The sequence below is a fragment of the Frondihabitans sp. OV104 genome (assembly GCF_057787745.1).
On sequence record NZ_CM173541.1, the window covers coordinates 3,588,965 to 3,607,038 of the forward strand.

Below are 18,074 nucleotides of genomic sequence, written 5' to 3' on the forward strand. Positions count from 1 at the left end.
CTACTGCGCCCCCGGCGGCAGGGTCGCAGCAGCCGGCGCGACCGAGGCCCACGGCACCGTGATCTCGCCGAGACGCCAGCGGGTGCGGCCGTGCAGCACGGGCCAGCCCCCGTCGCGCATGGCATCGACGGTGGCGAGCCACCGCTGCACCGGCGAGTAGACGGCGAGCCCGGCGTTGTACTGCCAGTTCCGGCTCAGGTCGTCGAGGAAGGCGTGCACGCGCTCACCCTCGACATTGCGGTGGATCAGCGCCTTGGGAAGCCGCTCGGCGATGATCGACGGAGTCTCGAGCGACGCCAGGTGCAGCGAGGCAGTGAAGGTGCGCGGGCCGTCGGCGGTGAGGTCGATCCAGCTCGCGACCCGGCCGACCTCGTTGCAGGTGCCCTCGACGAGCACCCCGTCAGGAGCCAGGCGCGACGTCATGAGGTCCCAGGCGGCGGGGACGTCTGCTTCGGAGTACTGCCGCAGCACGTTGAACGCGCGGATCACTGCGGGCCGCCGGTCGCCGTCGAGCGGCACCTCGAAGCCGCCGAGCCGGAACGACACCCCGGGCCTCGCCGACAGCGATGCCGTCGCCACGCGCTCCGGCTCGATCTCGATGCCGATCACCTCGACGTCGTCGCGCACCCGCGAGAGGCGCTGGTGCAGCTCGAGCGGAGTCGTCGCGCTGGCACCGTAGCCGAGGTCGACCACGAGCGGATCAGGGGAGCGCAGGAACTCGGGAAGCGCGGCGATCCACCGATCGACGCGGCGAAGACGGTTCGCGCCCGTCGTCCCCCGTGTGACCTGACCGATCGGCATGGCACCCATCGTAAGACGGCGTCGCCTGCCGAGAGGCGGCGATAGGATCGTGGCCATGACTTCGACCCTCATCCTCCTCAGGCACGGCAACAGCGAGTGGAACCAGAAGAACCTCTTCACCGGGTGGGTCGACGTCCGCCTGAGCGAGCAGGGTCTCGCCGAGGCGAAGCGCGCCGGCGAGCTTCTCCGCGAAGCCGACCTGCTGCCCGACATCCTCTACACATCGCGCCTGACCCGGGCGATCCAGACCGCCGACATCGCTCTCGAAGAGATCGACCGCCTCTGGATCGACGTCAAGCGATCCTGGCGTCTGAACGAGCGTCACTACGGCGCCCTCCAGGGCAAAGACAAGGCGCAGACCCTCGAGGAGTACGGCCCCGAGCAGTTCCAGACCTGGCGCCGCTCGTTCGACGTGCCGCCGCCGCCGCTCGATGACGACAGCGAGTTCTCGCAGGCGCACGACAAGCGCTACGCCGAGCTCGGGATCGACGCCCCCCGCACGGAGTCGCTCGCACTCGTCATCGAGCGCATGATCCCCTACTGGGAGAGCGACATCACGGAGAGCCTGGCCGCCGGCGACGTCGTGCTGGTCACTGCGCACGGCAACTCGCTGCGCGCGCTGGTCAAGCACCTCGACGGCATCTCGGACGACGAGATCGCCGAGCTGAACATCCCCACCGGCATCCCGCTCGTCTACGAGCTCGACGACGACTTCCACCCGACCGGCCCGGGCAGGTACCTCGACCCCGAGGCCGCTGCCGCCGGTGCTGCCGCTGTCGCCGCGCAGGGCAAGAAGTAGAGCGCCCACGCGACCCGTTGCTTTTGTAGCAACACATTGAGACAATAGTCGCTACAAAGGAGTAGCTGATGAGTCTTTTCTTCGTAGTCGAGTCCGTCATCCTGGGCGGCCTGCTGGTGGGCACGGCGGTGCTCTCGCGAGTTCCTGCGTTCCAGACCTGGCGGATCGGCAAGCTCGCCGAACGCGTCGGGCTCGGCGTGCCCGACGAGCTCGACGGCATGATCCGCGACCGAGTGGCCTCGCGGCTCCTGGCCAGCAGCATCGGCGGTGTCATCGGGCTGGTGCCCTGCGTGTTCTTCTCGTGGGGCTACGGCTGGACCCGCGGCGACATGAACGAGCAGCTGGTCGCCCTGTACGTCGTGCTTGCGGGCTCCGCCACCGGGACGGCCCTGGGAACGGCGTGGGCGGCGCTACGGGCCGAGACGCGACTCGACGATCGACCGCGAATCGCTCGCGCCGACGTAGTGACGATCTCGGACTACATCGTCTCTCTGCTCAGAGGGCTCGCCTGGGCGGTCGTGGTGCTCGCCGCGGTGACCGTCGCCGTGGTCCGCTGGCAGCAGGGCGCGCTGCGAGGCCCGGGCCTCAGCGTCGGGCCGGGCGAGGTCCTGGTGGTGATCGCCGTCGCGTGCCTGATCCTGTTCGAAGTGCTCGGCCGCCGACTCGTGCGGCGGGGGCGTCCGTCGACCTCCACCGACGAGCTCGTCTGGAATGACGCTCTCACCTCGTCGGCTCTCCGCGACATGCTCTACGCGCCCGTGCTCGCGGTCGGCCTCGGCTCGTACTGGACGGTGATCACGCCGGGCCCGGCGAGCCCGTCGGGCCTGTCGATCGGAGTGGCGCTGTCTCTTCTGGGCGTGTACGCGGTGTTCGCCTGGATCTACCGGTCGACCCCGACTTGGTACCTCACGCAGCTGTGGCCGAACGCGCGGCGCGGAACGCCGGAGGAGCGTCAAGCGCGTCGAGAACGCGAGAGCGCCCAGGCGCGGCACGCATGATCATCCTCGACCCGCGGTCGCCGGTACCGCCCTTCGAGCAGCTGCGCCTCCAGCTCGCCGAGCAGGTGCGGGACGGCACCCTCCCCATGGGCCAGCGACTGCCGACGGTGCGCCGCCTTGCCGAGGACCTCGGGATCGCTCCCAACACGGTGGCGCGCGCCTACCGAGAGCTCGAAGCCGACGGGTTCGTCGAGACACGCGGACGCAACGGGACGGTCGTGCGGGCTCAGGGCGAGGTCGCCGCGCAGCAGGCCCAGGAGGCCGCTCAGGCCTACGCGGAGAGGATCGCGCGGCTCGGCGTCTCGCAGGCCGATGCGCTCCGGTTCGTGACGGGGGCGCTCGGCGCCTGACCCGGGTGCGTCAGGCCGGGGTGCGCCAGGCCTGGCCGTCCTAGGCCCGGACACGCTAGGCCCCCTGATCCGGGCTGAGCACCCGTCCGCGGGCGGATCCGGTGGCCGGTTGGGAGGGTTCAGCCCGGTTCGGAGGGTTCGGCCCGGTTCGGAGGGTTCGGCCCGGTTCGGAGGGTTCGGCCCGGTTCGGAGGGTTCGGCCCGGTTCGGAGGGTTCGGCCCGGTTCGGAGAGTTCAGGCGGGGCGGAGGGTCAGCGAGCGGAGAGTCGGCGAGCGGAAGTTCAGCGAGCGGAGGCTCAGCGCGGCCGTTGAGCTCGCGCGATCGCGCCGAGCACGCCGGTCACGAGCAGCAGTGCCCCGAGCGCGACGACCGCCACGAGGCCGGCCCCCCACGGGCCGAGGCTCTGCGCCCAGACGGCGAAGGAGTAGCGGGAGGCGTCGCTCGACAGCACGCTCATGACCGTGATGCCGAGGGCGGCGAACACGGCGCCCCAGACGATCCCGGCCCAGCGGACCCGGGGGAGCGCCGGAGTCGAGGGGGCCGGCGGGGCGGCGAACGGGGTGGCGGCGAACGGCGCGGTGGCGGGTTCTGAAGCCGGGCCCGAGGGCCCTTCGCGCGACGGCGTAGCCGGAGTGCTGGTGTCGTTCATGATGATCGCTTTCGGTTCAGTACGTGAAGTAGAGCGAGTAGCCGCGACCGATGAAGGTCGTGCCGAGGAGCAGCATCGCGGTGACCACGGTCAGCACGATGGCGAAGAACGCCAGGACGCCGCTCCGTCGTTTCAGGGCACCGGCGACAATCATCGCCAGGCCGACGACGACCGTCGCTGCGGCCGTGCCGACCGCCGCCTCCCAGCCGCGGACCCCGGGCATCGACCAGCCCACCGCCACGCAGATCGCACCGGCCATCAGGGCGAGTCCGAGCGTGATCGCAACGAAGGAGCCGCTGATGCGCGGGTTGGCGATGCGGTCGAGTCGGGCCCGCTCGAAGGCCTCGGCGCTGCGCGCCGCAGCTTCGGCGTTCCGCTGCTCGCGGGCGGCGCGGTTGGAGTCGGCCTGCCGGTCCTTCCACTCGTCGTAGCGGGCGCGCCACTCGTCCTGCCGTGCGCGCCACTCGTCGACGGCGGCCGGGGTCGCGCCGGCCGCGGGACGAGGTGGTGCGGTCGGTGCGGCGCCCGCCGGCTCCTTGTCGAGGAAGCTGGCCGCCATGGTCCGGGCGTCCGCGGCCGCCGCAGCAGCTGGGGCCGGCGCAGCAGAGTCCGGAGCAGCGGGGGCCGAAGCGCTGGACGGTGCGTCCTGAGAAGCCGACGCCCCCCACGAGCGGCCGTTCCACCCCGCTCGCCGCGTCGCCCAGACGACGAGCCACACGATGGCTCCGATGACCAGGGCGCTCCAGAAGACGCGCCCCAGGCTGTCGGCCCAGCCGATGCTGCTGCCGAACGGCCAGGCGGCCGCCCACCACACGCCCTGCGCCAACGGCAGGAACGACAGCAGCACGAACACGATCACGCCGGCCGTCGCCGCCTCGAACACACCGCCGATGAGGGTCTGCAGATGGATCCGGTCGACCTCGTCGGGGAGCAGGAGCCAGGCGATCGCGTAGACGAGGAAGGCGGGCCCGCCGAGGAGTGCGACGACGACGGCGATGCCGCGGACGATGAGCGGGTCGATGCCGAGGCGCGCGGCGATCCCGCCGCAGACGCCGCCGACCCAGGCGTCGCCACGGACGATCCCGAGGCGCCGCACCCAGTCGAAGAAGCCCTGGCCGGGAGTCGGCGCGGGTCGTCCGGAGGTCGAGGCCCCCGGGGACGGAGAGGAGGTGTGATCTGACATGCTCCGATGGTGGCCCCGCGTCGCGGTCCCCGCTATGGGGTGACACCCTGATCGCACCCTGAGATCCGGCCCCGAGCCCCCGATGACCAGCCCGCGGATGGTTTGATTCTGGGGTGACCACTCCGACCCCTCGATCCGCGCGCGTGGTGACGCGTCCGCGCGAGTGCGTCGTGAGCGGGGTCAGCGCCGGAGTCGCCGAGCACCTCGGCTGGAGCCCGTCCGCGGTGCGGTGGGCCTTCGTGCTTTCGAACCTCGCCGCCGGCGCGGGCGTCCTGCTCTACCTGTGGCTGTGGGCGCTGACGCCCGTCCGTCCCGGCGATACGACGCCGACCCGGACGGTCTCCGTCCCGGCGCTTCTCGTCGCATCCGCAACGGTGCTCGTGGCGGGGGCGTTCGGGGTGACCCTGACGGCCGGCACGACGTCGGCGTTCGGGGTGACGGTGCCGCTGGCGGTCGCGCTGGGACTCGGCGCGGTCGGGTGGTCGCGGTCGATCGAGCCGCCGCTGACGGGGGAGGGGCGGCGGTCGGCGCAGTTCCTGCGCGTCGGGGTCTTCGGTGGTCTCGTGCTGGTGGCAGTGCTGCTGGCGGCGACCGCGACACTGCCGCGGGCGGGGTGGCTGTGGCTGCTGGTCGCCGTGGTCGCCGCTGCCGCCGCGGCCGTCGCCGTGGGGCCGCAGGTGCTCACGCTGCGTCGAGATGCCGCCGACCGCCGCACCGCGGTTGTCCGCGACGAGCAGCGCGCCGAGATGGCCGCGCACCTGCACGATTCGGTGCTGCAGACGCTGGCGCTGATCCAGAACCGGGCGGGCGCCTCGAGCGAGGTGGCGCGCATCGCCCGGGCGCAGGAACGCGAGCTCCGCGACTGGCTCTACGCCGGCGCGACCTCCTCCGGGCGCGACCTGGCCGGAGAGCTCCGCGAGTTCGCCGCCGCCCTGGAGCTCGACTACGCCGTGCGCATCGAGGTCGTCGTGGTCGGCGACACGAGCGAGCTCGGCACCGGCGAGCTTGCCGCGGCCGCCCGCGAGGCCATGTTCAATGCCGCGCGCCACGCCGGCGGCGAGGTGTCGGTCTACCTCGAGAGCACGCGGGCCTCGGTCGACGTCTTCGTGCGCGATCGCGGCCCCGGATTCCGGCTCGACGACGTGCCCGAAGACCGCCTCGGCGTGCGGGAGTCGATACTGGGTCGCATGCGCCGCGCCGGCGGAACCGCCCGCGTGCGGCCGGGCGCGGGCGGCGTGGGCACCGAAGTGCAGCTCCATCTCGAGAAGGCAGACGACGAATGACCGACGCGCAGGAACTCCCCGGCGCCGACCAGGCCCCGCGCATCTCGGTGCTCATCGTCGACGACCACTCCATCTTCCGGTCGGGACTCCGCGCCGACCTCGATCCCGACCTCGACGTCCTCGCCGAGGCCGCCGACGTGCCGACCGCCGTCGAGGAGATCCTGGTGCGGAAGCCCGACGTCGTGCTGCTCGACGTGCATCTTCCCGGAGGGCAGGGCGGTGGAGGGGCCGAGGTGCTGAAGCGGACGGTGTCGCGGGTTCCCGGCACGCGCTTCCTGGCGCTGAGCGTCTCGGACTCGGCAGAGGACGTCGTCGGGGTCATCCGGGGCGGCGCCCGCGGCTACATCACGAAGACCAGCTCGGGTGCCGAGGTGAGTGCCGCCGTGCGTGCGGTCGCCGGGGGAGACGCCGTGTTCTCGCCGCGGCTGGCGGGCTTCGTGCTCGACGCCTTCGGGGCCGCGAGCGGCGAGCAGGCTGACGCGGCCGACGAGCTCGACCGCCTTTCGGCCCGCGAGCGCGAGGTGATGCGCCTCATCGCGCGCGGCTACGCCTACAAGGAGGTCGCGAGCGAGCTGTTCATCTCGATCAAGACCGTCGAGACGCACGTGTCGAGCGTGCTGCGCAAGCTGCAGCTCTCGTCGCGCCATGAGCTGACGGCGTGGGCGCTGGAGCGGCGGCTGCTGTAGCTCCGCCCGCCCCGCCCGCTCCGCCGCGCCCGTCCCGCCCGCCCGCTCCGCTCGACCCTCGAGATCGGCCTGAACAGGTGTCCGGGGACTATCGCTGGCGCCGATCGGGAGGCTTCAGCGCCTCCGCGTTGCCGCGCTGCCGCAGTTCAGCGGCTCAGCGGCGCGGGTCGCGGGCGGCAGCTAGACGAACAGGGCGCTGATCTGCTGCACGAGGGCGTCCATGTCGACGGTCGCTACATCGTCGACCTCGACGAGCGGCGTGATGTCCAGTGCGCCGCCGGCCGGGCCGCACCACACCTCGACGACGCGGGGGGCTCCGGCCGTCGCGATGCCGGCGCGAACGGTCTCGGCGTCGTCGGCCGTGAGGGTCGCGTCGACGATCACGCCCGCCTCGATGAGCCCAGCCGTCCGCCACACGGTCTCGACGCCGAGCGTGCGCACGGCCTCACGCGGCGCCACCGGGCCGGTCTGCTTCGTGATCGCCTCCTGAACGACGGACGGGTCGAGCACGGGGCACCCGAGCAGGATTCCGAGCGCGCGGGCGATCTCGGTCTTGCGGGGATCGGGGGTGCCGTTGACGATGATTGCGACCTGGGCCATGGGTCAATCCTGCCGGATGTGCCGGCGCTCTTCGCGCCGGCGTGCGCCGCGTCCTGTCCGCGTCGGTCGGCGTCCGCGAGGTGGCCTCCCGCGTCGGGTCGGCGGGCGTGCCGCGGGCGGCGCTGGAGAACGAACGGTCCCGGACGTCGGTGCCCGCCGGGGCTCGAGATGGCCCTCGTCGTCGGGTCGCCGTCCGCCGTGCGACGGCGAAGGCCACCTCGCCACCCGCCAAAGGTTCGAGTATTGACAGTTAGAACTCAAACGGTTAGAGTTCTAACCATGAACGCGGACACCCCACCCCTCACGACCAGCCTGGACCTCCTGCGCTGGATCGGCTGGGCGCAGCGCGAAGCCGGCATGGACTGGATTCGCGAGCGCGAGCTCACGCACGAGCAGAGCTTCGCACTGGGATTCCTCGTTCAGAACCCCGGATCGATCCAGCGCGACATCGCTGCGATCACCCGGACGAGCGCCGCGAGCGTGTCGAGCCTCCTGCAGGGGCTCGAACGGCGAGGGCTCATCGAGCGCCGCACCTCCGGGGGCGACTCGCGCAGCAAGCGCGTGTTCGCCACCCCGGCCGGCGTCGAGCTCATCGACGGATTCGACGTCGCCATGCGCGATGCCGAGGAGTCGATCCTCGCCCCCCTCGACGAGGCCGAGCGTGTCACGCTCCACGACCTGCTCGCCAAGATCACCTCCGTGCTTCCGCAGCCGACCCGGCCCGAGTAGCGCTCCCTCTTACCTCTCTCTTCGTCGGCCCCGTCGACAAGAAGCTTTGCCCTGCCCGGAAAGGAGCAGTCATGAGCACCGAAACCTCCTCCCCGAACGTCGAGACGTCCGCGCGGTCCAACCGGTGGTACCTGTCCAACGCGCCCATGGTGCGTGCCCTCCTGCACCTCTGCGTGCCCATGGCCGCCGCGATGATCGTCGGCGCCGTCTACAACGTCATCAACGCCGGCTTCATCGGCTCGCTCCACGACACCGCCCTCCTCGCCGCAGTCACGTTCGGCTCGCCGATCCTCGGCCTGGTCATGGCCGTCGGCGGCGTCTTCGGCGTCGGCGGAAGCGCACTCATCTCGCGCCTCCTCGGAGCCAGCGAGAACGATCCCGAGAAGGCCGGCGACATCAAGCACGTCGCGTCGTTCGCGGTGTGGGGCGCTGTCATCGTCGGCGTCGTGCTCGGCGGCCTCGGCCTCGTGCTCCTGCACCCGCTGGTCGGGGTCCTCGGCGCCCACGGGGTGGCCGTCGCACCGACAGCCGCCTTCGTCGGCGTGATGCTGGCGTTCGTGCCCGTGCTGGCCGCCGCGTTCTGCCTCGAGCAGATCGTGCGCGCCGAGGGCGCAGCCCGCCAGGTCATGATCGGCCTGATCGCCTCCACCGTCGCGAACCTCGTGTTCGACGTGCTGTTCATCCTCGTGCTCCACTGGGGCGTCGCAGGCGCCGCTCTGGCGATCGGCCTCTCGAACGTCGTCACCATCGTCTACTTCGTCACCTGGCTCACCCGCCACAGCGAGAACATCAGCCTGGCGCCGAAGTGGTTCAGCCTCTCGCCCGCCATCGTCAAGCCGGTCTTCGGCGTCGGAGTCGGCGAGCTGCTCCAGTCGGCCTTCCTCATCGTCACGTCGCTCGTGCTCAACAACCTCGCCGCCGGCTACGGCGACGGTCCGCTCGCCGCCATGGGAGTCGCCGTCCGCATCGCTCAGGTGCCGGAGTTCCTGGTGATGGGCGTCACGCTAGGCATCCTGCCGCTCCTCGCCTACTCGTTCGGCAAGGGCGACGGCGCTCGTCTCGCCTCGGCGCTCCGAGCCGGCGCACTGACTGTCGGAACGATCACCGTCGTCTCGGCCGTCGTCGTCTTCGTCTTCCGCGACCCGATCTTCTCGGCCTTCGTCAGCGACCCGAAGGTGCTGGCCATCGGCGCCACCATCATGACGGCGCAGCTCGTCGCCATGATCGCCAACGGCTTCACCGGCCTTCTCACCTCGCTCTTCCAAGCGACCGGCCGTGCCACGGCGGCCATCGTCATCTCGATGGCGCAGGGTGTCCTGTTCATCCCGATCGTGATCTTCGGCAACCTCTGGTTCGGCCTCGGCGGAATCATCTGGTCGCTCACCGTCACCGAGATCCTGGTGTTCGTCGCCGCTGTGGTGCTGTGGCTCGCATCGCGCCGGGCCATCGCCACGGGTCTCGCCGAGGGCACTCCCGAGCGCGCCGAGGCCACGCTGCAAGAGGCCTGACCTCGTCCATCTGAGTCCCGACACGGGCGCAGGAACCGGCCCCCGCCGTCGCACCCCGACGGCGGGGGCCGCTCGCGTCTCCGCCGGCGCCCGGCCTAGTGCCCCTGGGGTACCGGGGCGGCCAGCACTTCGCGCACCGTGACCGGCTGGCGCCCGAGCAGCTCGCCGAGCAGGGGATCGGTGCCGGCGAAGAAGCCCTGGTCGGCGGCCTCGTACATGCCCAGCATGAATCGCGCCAGGAACTCCGGCTGGCCCGCTGCCACCTGACGGGCGACCCACTCCTCCGGGTCGACCACGCGGGTCGTGACCTCGCGGCCGGTCAGCTCGGAGGCGATCGCGGCGACCTCGACGAAGGTGGGGGCGGCGCTCGCCGTGATCGTGACGAGGCCCTCGCGCGGAGTCGCCGCGGTCAGGATATGCGCCGCAGCCTCGGCCGCGTCGCCGCGCGAGGTCCACGAGACGGGTCCGTCGGCGGGCACCTCGATCACTCCGGTCTCGCGCCAGGGGCCGAGCAGCCAGGCGAGGCTGTGGGCATAGAAGCCGTTGCGGAGCGAGGTCCATGCGACGCCGGACTCGGCGAGGAGCTTCTCGGTCGCGTAGTGATCGCGGCCCGGGCCGAACGGGGTATCGGCGGCGGCGCCCTGGTGGCTCGTGTAGAGGATCCGGCCGACGCCCGCGGCTGCGGCGGCGCCGATGGCCGTGCGGTGCAGCTCGACGGCATCGGCGCGGGGGTCGCTGGACGACACGAGCAGCAGCTGGTCGGCGGCGTCGAACGCGGAAGGAAGCGACTTCGCGTCGGCGTAGTCGCCGCGGCGCACGTCGATGCCGAGGTCGGCGAAGTGCTGGGCTTTCGCGACGTCGCGCGCGACGACTGCGAGCTCGGCGGCGGGAACCCTCGTGAGCAGCTGGTCGACGGTCGCGCCGTTCAGCGCGCCGGTGGCTCCGGTGATGACGATCATGGGTGTGCCTCTCGTGCGTTCGACGAATCACCGTTATCGATGACTACAGTGGGACGCTACCAGCGGAAACACATTGATAGCAAGACTGCGTTATCGTCGATTCATGACCGAGACCGCCAAGGCCAGCGACCGTGCCGATACACGCACCCGGATCGTCGACGTGGCTGCCCGGCTGCTCCGCGACGAGGGGCCTGTCGCCGTCACGACGCGGGGTGTTGCCCAGGCCGCGGGCGTCCAGGCCCCGACCATCTACCGGATCTTCGGCGACAAGGAGGGCCTGCTCGAGGCCGTCGCCGAGACGGTCATGGAGGCGTTCGTCTCGGCTAAGGCGGCGGTCGTGGCTGATGCCGAGGCCGGCGACATCGATCCGCTCGTCGACCTTCGCGCTGGCTGGACGGCTCAGCTCGAGTTCGGACTGTCGAGCCCGGCCCTCTTCTCGTTGCTCAGCGACCCGTTGCGGGTGCGGCACTCGCCCTCCGCGAAGGCCGGGCAGCGCGTGCTCGAGGCGAGGCTCCACCGCGTAGCGCTCACCGGGCGGCTCCGCGTCAGCGAGAGCCGTGCCGTCGACATGATCAGCTCGGCGGGCGTCGGCGCGATCACCACGACGCTGGCGCGCGGCCCGGTCGGCGACGCTCGGGCCGGCGTCCTCGAGCGCTACGACCTCGGCACCGCCGACGCGATGTACGAGGCCGTGCTGGCTCAGATCCTGACCGACGCGCCGGCGCGCCCGGCCGCAGACGCAGGCGTCCTGGCCGCTGCGGTGGCCCTGCGTGCCGTCTCGCCCTCGCTCGAGTCGCTGTCGGTGCCGGAGCGCGAGCTGCTGGGCGAGTGGCTCGACCGCGAGATCGCCGCGCGGCAGTAGGGGGCGCTTCGGCGGGTGCCCGCCGGAACGGGCAGGCCTCCGGGGGTGAGCCCGAATGGACGAGTACCCGCCGATGACGGCTCAGCTGATCGACGGCAGGCAGTTCCTGCGCCCGCGCCTCGACGCGAGGACCCCCGCCCGGCCGAAGCCGAGCGGGGGTCCTGTGCGAGCCGGGAGGTGTTACTGACCGGCCTTGGCCAGCGCCTCGAGGGTCGAGTTGTTGGCGTACTCCTTCACCGCGTTGTCCTTGGTGATGAGGATCGGGGTCAGCTCGATGGCCGGAACCGTCTTGACGCCGTTGTAGTTGTTCTTCTTGTCGAGCACCGTCTTCGGCTTGTCGCCCTTCGAGAGGGTGGTGACGAGGTCGACCGCGGCCTGAGCCTCGGTGTCGGTGTTCTTGTAGATGGTCGAGTACTGCGTGCCGTTCATGATGAGCGGGATCGACGCGGTCTCGGAGTCCTGACCCGTGACGACCGGGTTGGGCTTTCCAGCGGACTTCGTGGCCTGCAGGATCGCACGGCCCAGGGTGTCGTTGGGGGAGAGGACGCCGTCGAGCTTCGTCGAACCGGAGTAGTCGGCCTGGAGCAGGTTGCTCATGCGCGACTGGGCGTTCTGAGCGAGCCAGCCCTGCGTCGAGACCTGCTTGAAGGTGGTCTGCTTCGAGACGACCTTGAGCGTGCCGTCGTCGATCTTCGGCTGGAGCACGTCCATGGCGCCGTTGAAGAACACCGGGGCGTTGGCGTCGTCGGGCGAACCGGCGAACAGCTCGATGTTGTACGGGCCGTCGCCCTTCAGCTTGGCGAGACCGTCGAGGAGCGCCTGGCCCTGCAGCTGGCCGACCTTGAAGTTGTTGAACGCGACGTAGTAGTCGACGTTCTTCGTGCCGGTGATGTTGCGGTCCCATGCGATGACGGGGATGCCGGCGTCCTTGGCCTGCTTGACCTGGGTGCCGAGCTGCGAGCCGTCCTGGGCGGCGATGATGATCGCCTTGTCGCCCTTGGTGACCATGCCCGAGATCTGGTTCTGCTGGTCGGTGACCGTCGACGAGGCGGCGGCGTACTGCACGTCGGCCTTGAAGCCGGCGGCGGCGAGCGACTTCTCGAACGCGGCCTTGGCGAGCACCCAGTTCTGCGAGGTCTTGGCGGGCAGCGCGACGCCGATGGTCGAGCCCTTGGGGATGTCGACCGACGAACCCGAGTCCGAGCCGCCGCGGGCGGTTCCGGAGCACGAGGTCAGCGTGACGACGGTCAGAGCAGCGACCGCGAGGCCGCCGATGAGCTGTTTCTTCATTGAAAGGCTTCTTTCATTTCTGTGGTGGTGTGCGCCTGGGCGCACGTGGTGTGGGTGCTGGTGCATCCGGTGCTGTGGGACGAGTGGTGCATCCCGTGTTTCTGCTGGTGCCTGAGGGGCCTGCGAGTGCGCCGCTCAGGGAAGCAAAACCTGTGAGTCCTGGTCGATCGACTGCGGCTGCGCGCCGGAGCCCTTCAGGCCGCCGGACGTGGGTCCGTCGTCCTTCTTGTTCTTGCGACCGAAGCCGCGGGTCAGGTAGCCGGTGATCGACGGGCGGCCCTGAGTCTTGTTGTAGACGTCGAACGCGACGGCGATCAGGAGGACGAGACCGCGGATGATCTGGACCAGGTTGGTGTCGATGCCCTTGAGCGAGAGGCCGTTGGCCAGGAACGCGAGGACGAGACCGCCGATGATCGAGGCGACGACGGTTCCGACGCCACCCGCGACCGCGGCTCCACCGACGAAGACGGCGGCGATCGCGTCGAGCTCCCAGCCGGTTCCGTCAGCCGGGCCGGACGAACCCGAGTAGCCGACGAAGACCATGCCGGCGACGGCGGCGAGCACCGACATGTTGAGCATGACGAGGAAGTTGACGCGGCGCGAGTTGACGCCCGAGAGGACCGCGGCGTTCGAGTTGCCGCCGACCGCGTAGAGGTGGCGGCCGAAGGTGGTGGTGTTCGTGACGAAGCCGTAGATGATGACGAGCACGCCGAGGATGATCGCGACGATCGGGACGGACGTGTTGGGGCGACCCGAGGCGAACAGGATGGTGGCGTAGGCGGTGACGCCGCCGAGCACGACGATGCGGACGATGCTGGTCCACAGCGGAGCCGGCTGCGCGCCCATCTTGACGCGGTTGTTGCGGGCACGGAACTCGAAGATGACGATCGCGACGATCGTGACGATGCCGAGGAGCAGGGTGCCGTTGCTGAAGCCGGTGTTGGGGCCGAAGTCGCTGATGTAGCCGTTGCCGATGTTCTGGAAGTCGTCGGGCACCGGCACGGCGGTCGAGTTGCCGATGGCCTGGTTGGCGCCTCGGAAGATCAGCTGACCGGCGAGGGTCACGATGAACGCGGGGACTCGCACGTAGGCGACCCAGAAGCCCTGCCATGCGCCGACGAGCACGCCGACCACGAGGCCGAGGATGATCGCGGCCCACCACGACCAGTGCCAGACCGCCATGGCCTGCGCCACGATGATGCCGACGAACGCCGCGACGGAGCCGACCGACAGGTCGATGTGACCGGCGACGATTACCATCACCATGCCGATGGCCAGAATCAGGATGTACGAGTACTGCTGGAAGACGTTGATGACGTTTCCGGGAGCGAGGGTGTTGCCACCGGTCCAGATCTGGAAGCCGATGATGATCACGATCAGCGCGATGATCATGCCGTACTGGCTGATCCCGCCCCCCTTGTTGCCGAGGATGCTGTCGATGTTCTTCTTGATGTTCGTCATCGAACCGTTGTCCTTTTCGAGGTCATGCTCACCATCAGCGACTCGGGGTCGGCCTCGGCTGCGGTCAATTCATTGGTGATGGAGCCTTCGAAGATCGTGTAGATGCGATCCGAGAGGCCGAGGAGCTCCGGGAGCTCGGAGGAGATGAGGATCACGGCTTTGCCCTGGGCCGCGAGGTCCTGGATGATGCCGTAGATCTCGAACTTGGCGCCCACGTCGATGCCGCGGGTCGGCTCGTCGAGGATCAGCAGGTCGGGGTCGGTGAACATCCACTTGGCGAGGACGACCTTCTGCTGGTTGCCGCCTGACAGCTTCGAGACGCCCTGGTCGACGCTCGAGGCCTTCGTGCGGAGGCTGCGGCGGTAGCGCTCGGAGACCTCGTACTCCTCGACCGAGGAGACGACGCCGTTGTGCGTGATCTTGGGGAGGCCCGCGGCGACCGTCGATCGCTTGATCGTGTCGAGCAGGTTCAGGCCGAGGGCCTTGCGGTCTTCGGAGACGTAGCCGATGCCGTTCTTGATGGCGTGGGCCACCGTGTCGGTGCGGATCTCGCGGCCGTCCTTGTAGACCTCGCCCGACACGAAGGTGCCGTACGAGTGGCCGAAGATGCTCATCGCGAGCTCGGTGCGGCCGGCGCCCATGAGGCCCGCGAAGCCGACGATCTCGCCGCGGCGGACGAAGAAGTTCTCGTTCTTGCAGACGAGGCGCTCGGGGTCGAGCGGGTGGCGCACCGTCCAGTTGGTGACCTCGAAGAACTTCTCGCCGATGTTCGGCGTGCGGTCGGGGAAGCGGCTCTCGAGCGAGCGGCCGACCATGCCGCGGATGATGCGGTCTTCGTTGACACCGTCGGCCTTGACGTCGAGCGACTCGATCGTCTTGCCGTCGCGGAGGATCGTGATGGTGTCAGCGATCTGCTCGATCTCGTTCAGCTTGTGGCTGATCATGATCGAGGTGATGCCGCGGGCCTTGAGGCCGACGATGAGGTCGAGGAGGTGCTGCGACTCCTGCTCGTTCAGCGCGGCGGTGGGCTCGTCGAGGATGAGCAGCTTGACGCTCTTGTTGAGGGCTTTCGCGATCTCCACGAGCTGCTGCTTGCCGACGCCGAGCGATTTGATCTTCTGGTCGGGGTTCTCGGTGAGTCCGACGCGGGCCAGCAGGTCTTTCGCCGTGCGCTGGGCTTCGATCCAGTTGATGACGCCGCGCTTGCCGGGCTCGTTGCCGAGGAAGATGTTCTCGGTGATCGACAGCTCGGGGATGAGCGCGAGCTCCTGGTGGATGATCACGATGCCTGCGGCCTCGGACTGCTTGATGCCCGAGAACTGGGCGACCTGCGACTCGTAGACGATGTCGCCCGAGTACGTCCCGAAGGGGTAGACGCCCGAGAGGACCTTCATCAGGGTCGACTTGCCTGCACCGTTCTCGCCGCAGATCGCGTGGATCTCGCCGGCCTTCACGGTCAGGTTCACGTCAGAGAGGGCCTTCACACCAGGGAACTCCTTGGTGATCGAGCGCATCTCGAGGATGGTTGGTGAACCAGCCATTGTGCACCGCCATTTTTCTAAAGACATCGTTGTCGGGTTGAGCTTCGTCGCCCCGCTGGCCACTTGGCCCGGGATCACAGTAGGCCGATCCGGCGCTGGCGTCAAAAGGTTAACGCAACGAATTTGTAACGGCTTCACGAACCTCTGCCATTGGGAGCGCTCACATTCGGTCTACTCCGTTGCGGCCTGAAGGCGAGCAAGGTTCAGATAACGCGGACTGCCGCCTGGTGGAAGACCAGGGCCGCGGCGCCCAGCGCCTCGCCCCGATCGTCGAGCGTGGAGGCCACGATCTCGGTCGCGTCGCGGACCAGCGGCAGGACGTGACGCGCGAACGAGCGCGAGATCGGCTCGAGGAGGGTGTCGCCGAGCACGGCGAGGGGGCCGCCGAGCACGATCACCTCCGGGCTGATGATGCTGGCGAGGTCGCCGACCACGCGGCCGATGAGACGGCCGGCATCCTCGATGACGCGCAGGGCCGCCACGTCGCCCGCCTGGACCGAGGCGACGAGCTGCTCCGTCGACTGGATGGGCGTGACGGTGCCGAGCCGGTCGAGCATCGCGGTGATCGAGGCCTCTGCCTCGAGACAGCCGCGGTTGCCGCAGCGGCAGGCCTGACCGTCGGGCACGACCTGCACGTGCCCGACCTCGCCGGTCACGCCGGTGGCCCCGTTGAACGGCTGCCCGTTCAGGATGAGCCCGGCGCCGATGCCGGAGCCCACCTTGAGGTACACGAGATTGCGGGTGCCGCCGTAGAGCCCCCAGATCGTCTCGGCGACGCTGCCGAGGTTGGCGTCGTTGTCGAGCACGACCGGGACGCCGAGGCGGTCCTCGAGCTCGACGACCACGTCGACGAACGCCCACTCGGCCCAGACGGTGCCGATCACGGGCATGAGGTCGCGGCGGTCGATCGATCCCGGGATGCCGACGCCGACACCCGAGAGCGCCTCCCACGAGACCCCCGTCTGCTCCATCAAGCGAGTGAGGACCTGCTTGGCGACGTCGAAGCCGTGGCGCGGATCGTACTTCTGCTCGAGGACGACGTTCTCCTCGGCCGCGATCGTGTAGTCGGGGTAGACGAGCACGACCCTGAGGTGCCGGCGGCCGAAGCCGATCCCCGCGGCGACCGTGCCGTTCTGGGTGATGAGCTGCACCGACACAGCTCTGCGGCCGGAACTGGTCGTCGGGGTGAGACTGACCATGCCGTTCTTCGCCATGTACGTGACGATGTTCGAGATGGTCGCGGTGCTGAGGCCGGTGCTGCGGGCGAGGTCCGCCTGAGTAGATGCCCCGACGCGCATGAGCGTCTCGACGACACGCTGCTGATTGCGCTTGCGGAGGGAGGTCTGCGAGCCGGGACTCTGCCCGGCAGGCGGGAACTGCCTGCGGTCCGCCGGTGGACCTTGGAGATTTGACACGCTCGAATCATTGCCCTCGAAATGACTGTCGTCAAGACTTGAACGCAAACCGAGACGCAACTGAAAAGGGCCTCGAGCAGCGCTCGAGGCCCCCTTCCCCCGCGGATCTAGACCTCGGCGCCGACCCAGTCTCCGGTCGCGAGGTACTGGACCTTCTTGGCGATCGAGACCGCATGGTCGGCGAAGCGCTCGTGGTAGCGGCTGGCCAGCGTGGCGTCGACCGTGTCGGCCGGAGCGCCCTTCCAGGTCTCGCCGAGCACCTTGTCGAACACGCTCAGGTGCAGCTCGTCGATGCGGTCGTCGTCGTTGCGGATCTCCTCGGCGAGACGCATGTCTTCGGTGGTGAGGAGCTCGGTGAGCTTCTTCGCGATCGCGACGTCGAGCTGGCCGAGCTCGGTGAACGTGGGGCGAAGGCTCTTCGGCACGACCTTCTCGGGGAAGCGGTAGCGGGCGAGCTGAGCGATGTGCTCGGCCATGTCGCCCATGCGCTCGAGCGAGGCCGAGATGCGGAGGGCGCTGACGACGATGCGGAGGTCGCGGGCGACCGGCTGCTGGCGGGCCAGGATGTCGATGGCGAGCTCGTCGAGGCTGATGGCGAGGGAGTCGATCCGCTCGTCGTCCACGATGACCTGCTCGGCCAGGCTGACGTTCGACTCGCCGAACGCGCGCGTGGCGTTCTCGATCGAGACGGCAACCATCGACGAGATCTCTACGAGCCGCTCCTGGACCTCCTGGAGCTCTAGCTGGAATACCTCGCGCATTGTCTTGGTCGACCCTTTCGTTGCGGCATGCCGCATGGTGCGGGGCGTCCTGGTTCAGGACGCGCCCGTCAAGAATTATCTGTCTCGATCCGCAGAATCTCGCCCGCGCAGTGTGACCGAGCCTCCACCGCCCAGGTTAACGACCGGTGAGCCGCAGGAGAACAGTCTCCAACCTAGTGCGGCCGCCGACACCGCGGCA

General features: G+C 69.6%; 18 protein-coding genes. 8 read left to right on the top strand and 10 right to left on the bottom strand.

Annotation, left to right across the window (positions count from 1 at the left end):
• A complete protein-coding gene (locus AC3CBB_RS17025) occupies positions 1-810 on the bottom strand; it encodes a class I SAM-dependent methyltransferase (protein WP_488626762.1) in 810 nt (269 codons plus the stop codon).
• 40 nt (positions 811-850) lie between these two features.
• Between AC3CBB_RS17025 and AC3CBB_RS17030 the strand changes: the two genes are divergently transcribed.
• The 3 genes from AC3CBB_RS17030 to AC3CBB_RS17040 all read left to right on the top strand — a co-directional run bounded on the left by AC3CBB_RS17030 (position 851) and on the right by AC3CBB_RS17040 (position 2,948).
• The gene (locus AC3CBB_RS17030) at positions 851-1,600 is read left to right on the top strand and encodes a phosphoglyceromutase (RefSeq protein WP_488625470.1); all 750 of its coding nucleotides are present in this window, start codon (positions 851-853) and stop codon (positions 1,598-1,600) included.
• Positions 1,601-1,668: 68 nt separating this feature from the next.
• Positions 1,669-2,598 (top strand): hypothetical protein, encoded by a 930-nt coding sequence (locus tag AC3CBB_RS17035; protein ID WP_488625471.1) that lies wholly within the window; start codon positions 1,669-1,671, stop codon positions 2,596-2,598.
• Positions 2,595-2,948: a GntR family transcriptional regulator gene (locus AC3CBB_RS17040; RefSeq protein ID WP_488625472.1), complete on the top strand. Its 354-nt coding sequence runs from the start codon at positions 2,595-2,597 to the stop codon at positions 2,946-2,948. The genes AC3CBB_RS17035 and AC3CBB_RS17040 overlap by 4 nt, the downstream gene beginning before the upstream one ends.
• 295 nt (positions 2,949-3,243) lie before the next feature.
• Here the strand turns inward: AC3CBB_RS17040 and AC3CBB_RS17045 are convergent, their stop codons facing one another.
• Together AC3CBB_RS17045 and AC3CBB_RS17050 are read right to left on the bottom strand one after the other, a co-directional pair.
• Positions 3,244-3,597 (bottom strand): hypothetical protein, encoded by a 354-nt coding sequence (locus tag AC3CBB_RS17045; protein ID WP_488625473.1) that lies wholly within the window; start codon positions 3,595-3,597, stop codon positions 3,244-3,246.
• Between the two features lie 16 nt (positions 3,598-3,613).
• Positions 3,614-4,780: a PspC domain-containing protein gene (locus AC3CBB_RS17050; protein ID WP_123507057.1), complete on the bottom strand. Its 1,167-nt coding sequence runs from the start codon at positions 4,778-4,780 to the stop codon at positions 3,614-3,616.
• Between the two features lie 113 nt (positions 4,781-4,893).
• On the opposite strand from AC3CBB_RS17050, the gene AC3CBB_RS17055 reads away from it, so the two are divergent.
• Positions 4,894-6,063 (top strand): ATP-binding protein, encoded by a 1,170-nt coding sequence (locus tag AC3CBB_RS17055; RefSeq protein WP_488625474.1) that lies wholly within the window; start codon positions 4,894-4,896, stop codon positions 6,061-6,063.
• Positions 6,060-6,749 (top strand): LuxR C-terminal-related transcriptional regulator, encoded by a 690-nt coding sequence (locus tag AC3CBB_RS17060; protein ID WP_123507059.1) that lies wholly within the window; start codon positions 6,060-6,062, stop codon positions 6,747-6,749. Before AC3CBB_RS17055 ends, AC3CBB_RS17060 begins: the two co-directional genes overlap by 4 nt.
• Positions 6,750-6,929: 180 nt before the next feature.
• Here AC3CBB_RS17060 and AC3CBB_RS17065 read toward each other — a convergent pair whose 3' ends face one another.
• Complete coding sequence (locus tag AC3CBB_RS17065) at positions 6,930-7,349, bottom strand: hypothetical protein (RefSeq protein ID WP_488625475.1); 420 nt, start codon at positions 7,347-7,349, stop codon at positions 6,930-6,932.
• A gap of 279 nt (positions 7,350-7,628) precedes the next feature.
• On the opposite strand from AC3CBB_RS17065, the gene AC3CBB_RS17070 reads away from it, so the two are divergent.
• Positions 7,629-8,078: a MarR family winged helix-turn-helix transcriptional regulator gene (locus AC3CBB_RS17070; protein ID WP_123507061.1), complete on the top strand. Its 450-nt coding sequence runs from the start codon at positions 7,629-7,631 to the stop codon at positions 8,076-8,078.
• A gap of 71 nt (positions 8,079-8,149) precedes the next feature.
• Positions 8,150-9,586: an MATE family efflux transporter gene (locus AC3CBB_RS17075; protein WP_488625476.1), complete on the top strand. Its 1,437-nt coding sequence runs from the start codon at positions 8,150-8,152 to the stop codon at positions 9,584-9,586.
• A gap of 95 nt (positions 9,587-9,681) precedes the next feature.
• On the opposite strand, the gene AC3CBB_RS17080 is transcribed toward AC3CBB_RS17075, so the two are convergent.
• Positions 9,682-10,545, bottom strand: a complete 864-nt coding sequence (locus AC3CBB_RS17080; RefSeq protein ID WP_488625477.1) for an NmrA family NAD(P)-binding protein — start codon at positions 10,543-10,545, stop codon at positions 9,682-9,684.
• 103 nt (positions 10,546-10,648) lie between these two features.
• Here AC3CBB_RS17080 and AC3CBB_RS17085 point away from each other — a divergent pair, with 103 nt between their 5' ends.
• Positions 10,649-11,407, top strand: coding sequence for a TetR/AcrR family transcriptional regulator (locus AC3CBB_RS17085; RefSeq protein ID WP_488625478.1), 759 nt, complete (start codon positions 10,649-10,651; stop codon positions 11,405-11,407).
• Positions 11,408-11,587: 180 nt separating this feature from the next.
• Here AC3CBB_RS17085 and AC3CBB_RS17090 read toward each other — a convergent pair whose 3' ends face one another.
• From AC3CBB_RS17090 to phoU, 5 genes are all read right to left on the bottom strand, one after another.
• The gene (locus tag AC3CBB_RS17090) at positions 11,588-12,697 is read right to left on the bottom strand and encodes a substrate-binding domain-containing protein (protein WP_123507065.1); all 1,110 of its coding nucleotides are present in this window, start codon (positions 12,695-12,697) and stop codon (positions 11,588-11,590) included.
• A 135-nt stretch (positions 12,698-12,832) separates the two neighbouring features.
• Complete coding sequence (gene mmsB / locus AC3CBB_RS17095; RefSeq protein WP_123507066.1) at positions 12,833-14,158, bottom strand: multiple monosaccharide ABC transporter permease; 1,326 nt, start codon at positions 14,156-14,158, stop codon at positions 12,833-12,835.
• Positions 14,155-15,699 (bottom strand): multiple monosaccharide ABC transporter ATP-binding protein, encoded by a 1,545-nt coding sequence (gene mmsA, locus AC3CBB_RS17100; protein WP_123507067.1) that lies wholly within the window; start codon positions 15,697-15,699, stop codon positions 14,155-14,157. The genes mmsB and mmsA overlap by 4 nt, the downstream gene beginning before the upstream one ends.
• 203 nt (positions 15,700-15,902) lie before the next feature.
• Entirely contained in the window at positions 15,903-17,114 is a 1,212-nt protein-coding gene (locus AC3CBB_RS17105; protein ID WP_488625479.1) for an ROK family transcriptional regulator, read from the bottom strand.
• 107 nt (positions 17,115-17,221) lie between these two features.
• Positions 17,222-17,875, bottom strand: coding sequence for a phosphate signaling complex protein PhoU (gene phoU, locus AC3CBB_RS17110; protein WP_123507069.1), 654 nt, complete (start codon positions 17,873-17,875; stop codon positions 17,222-17,224).
• Positions 17,876-18,074 lie beyond the last annotated feature (199 nt).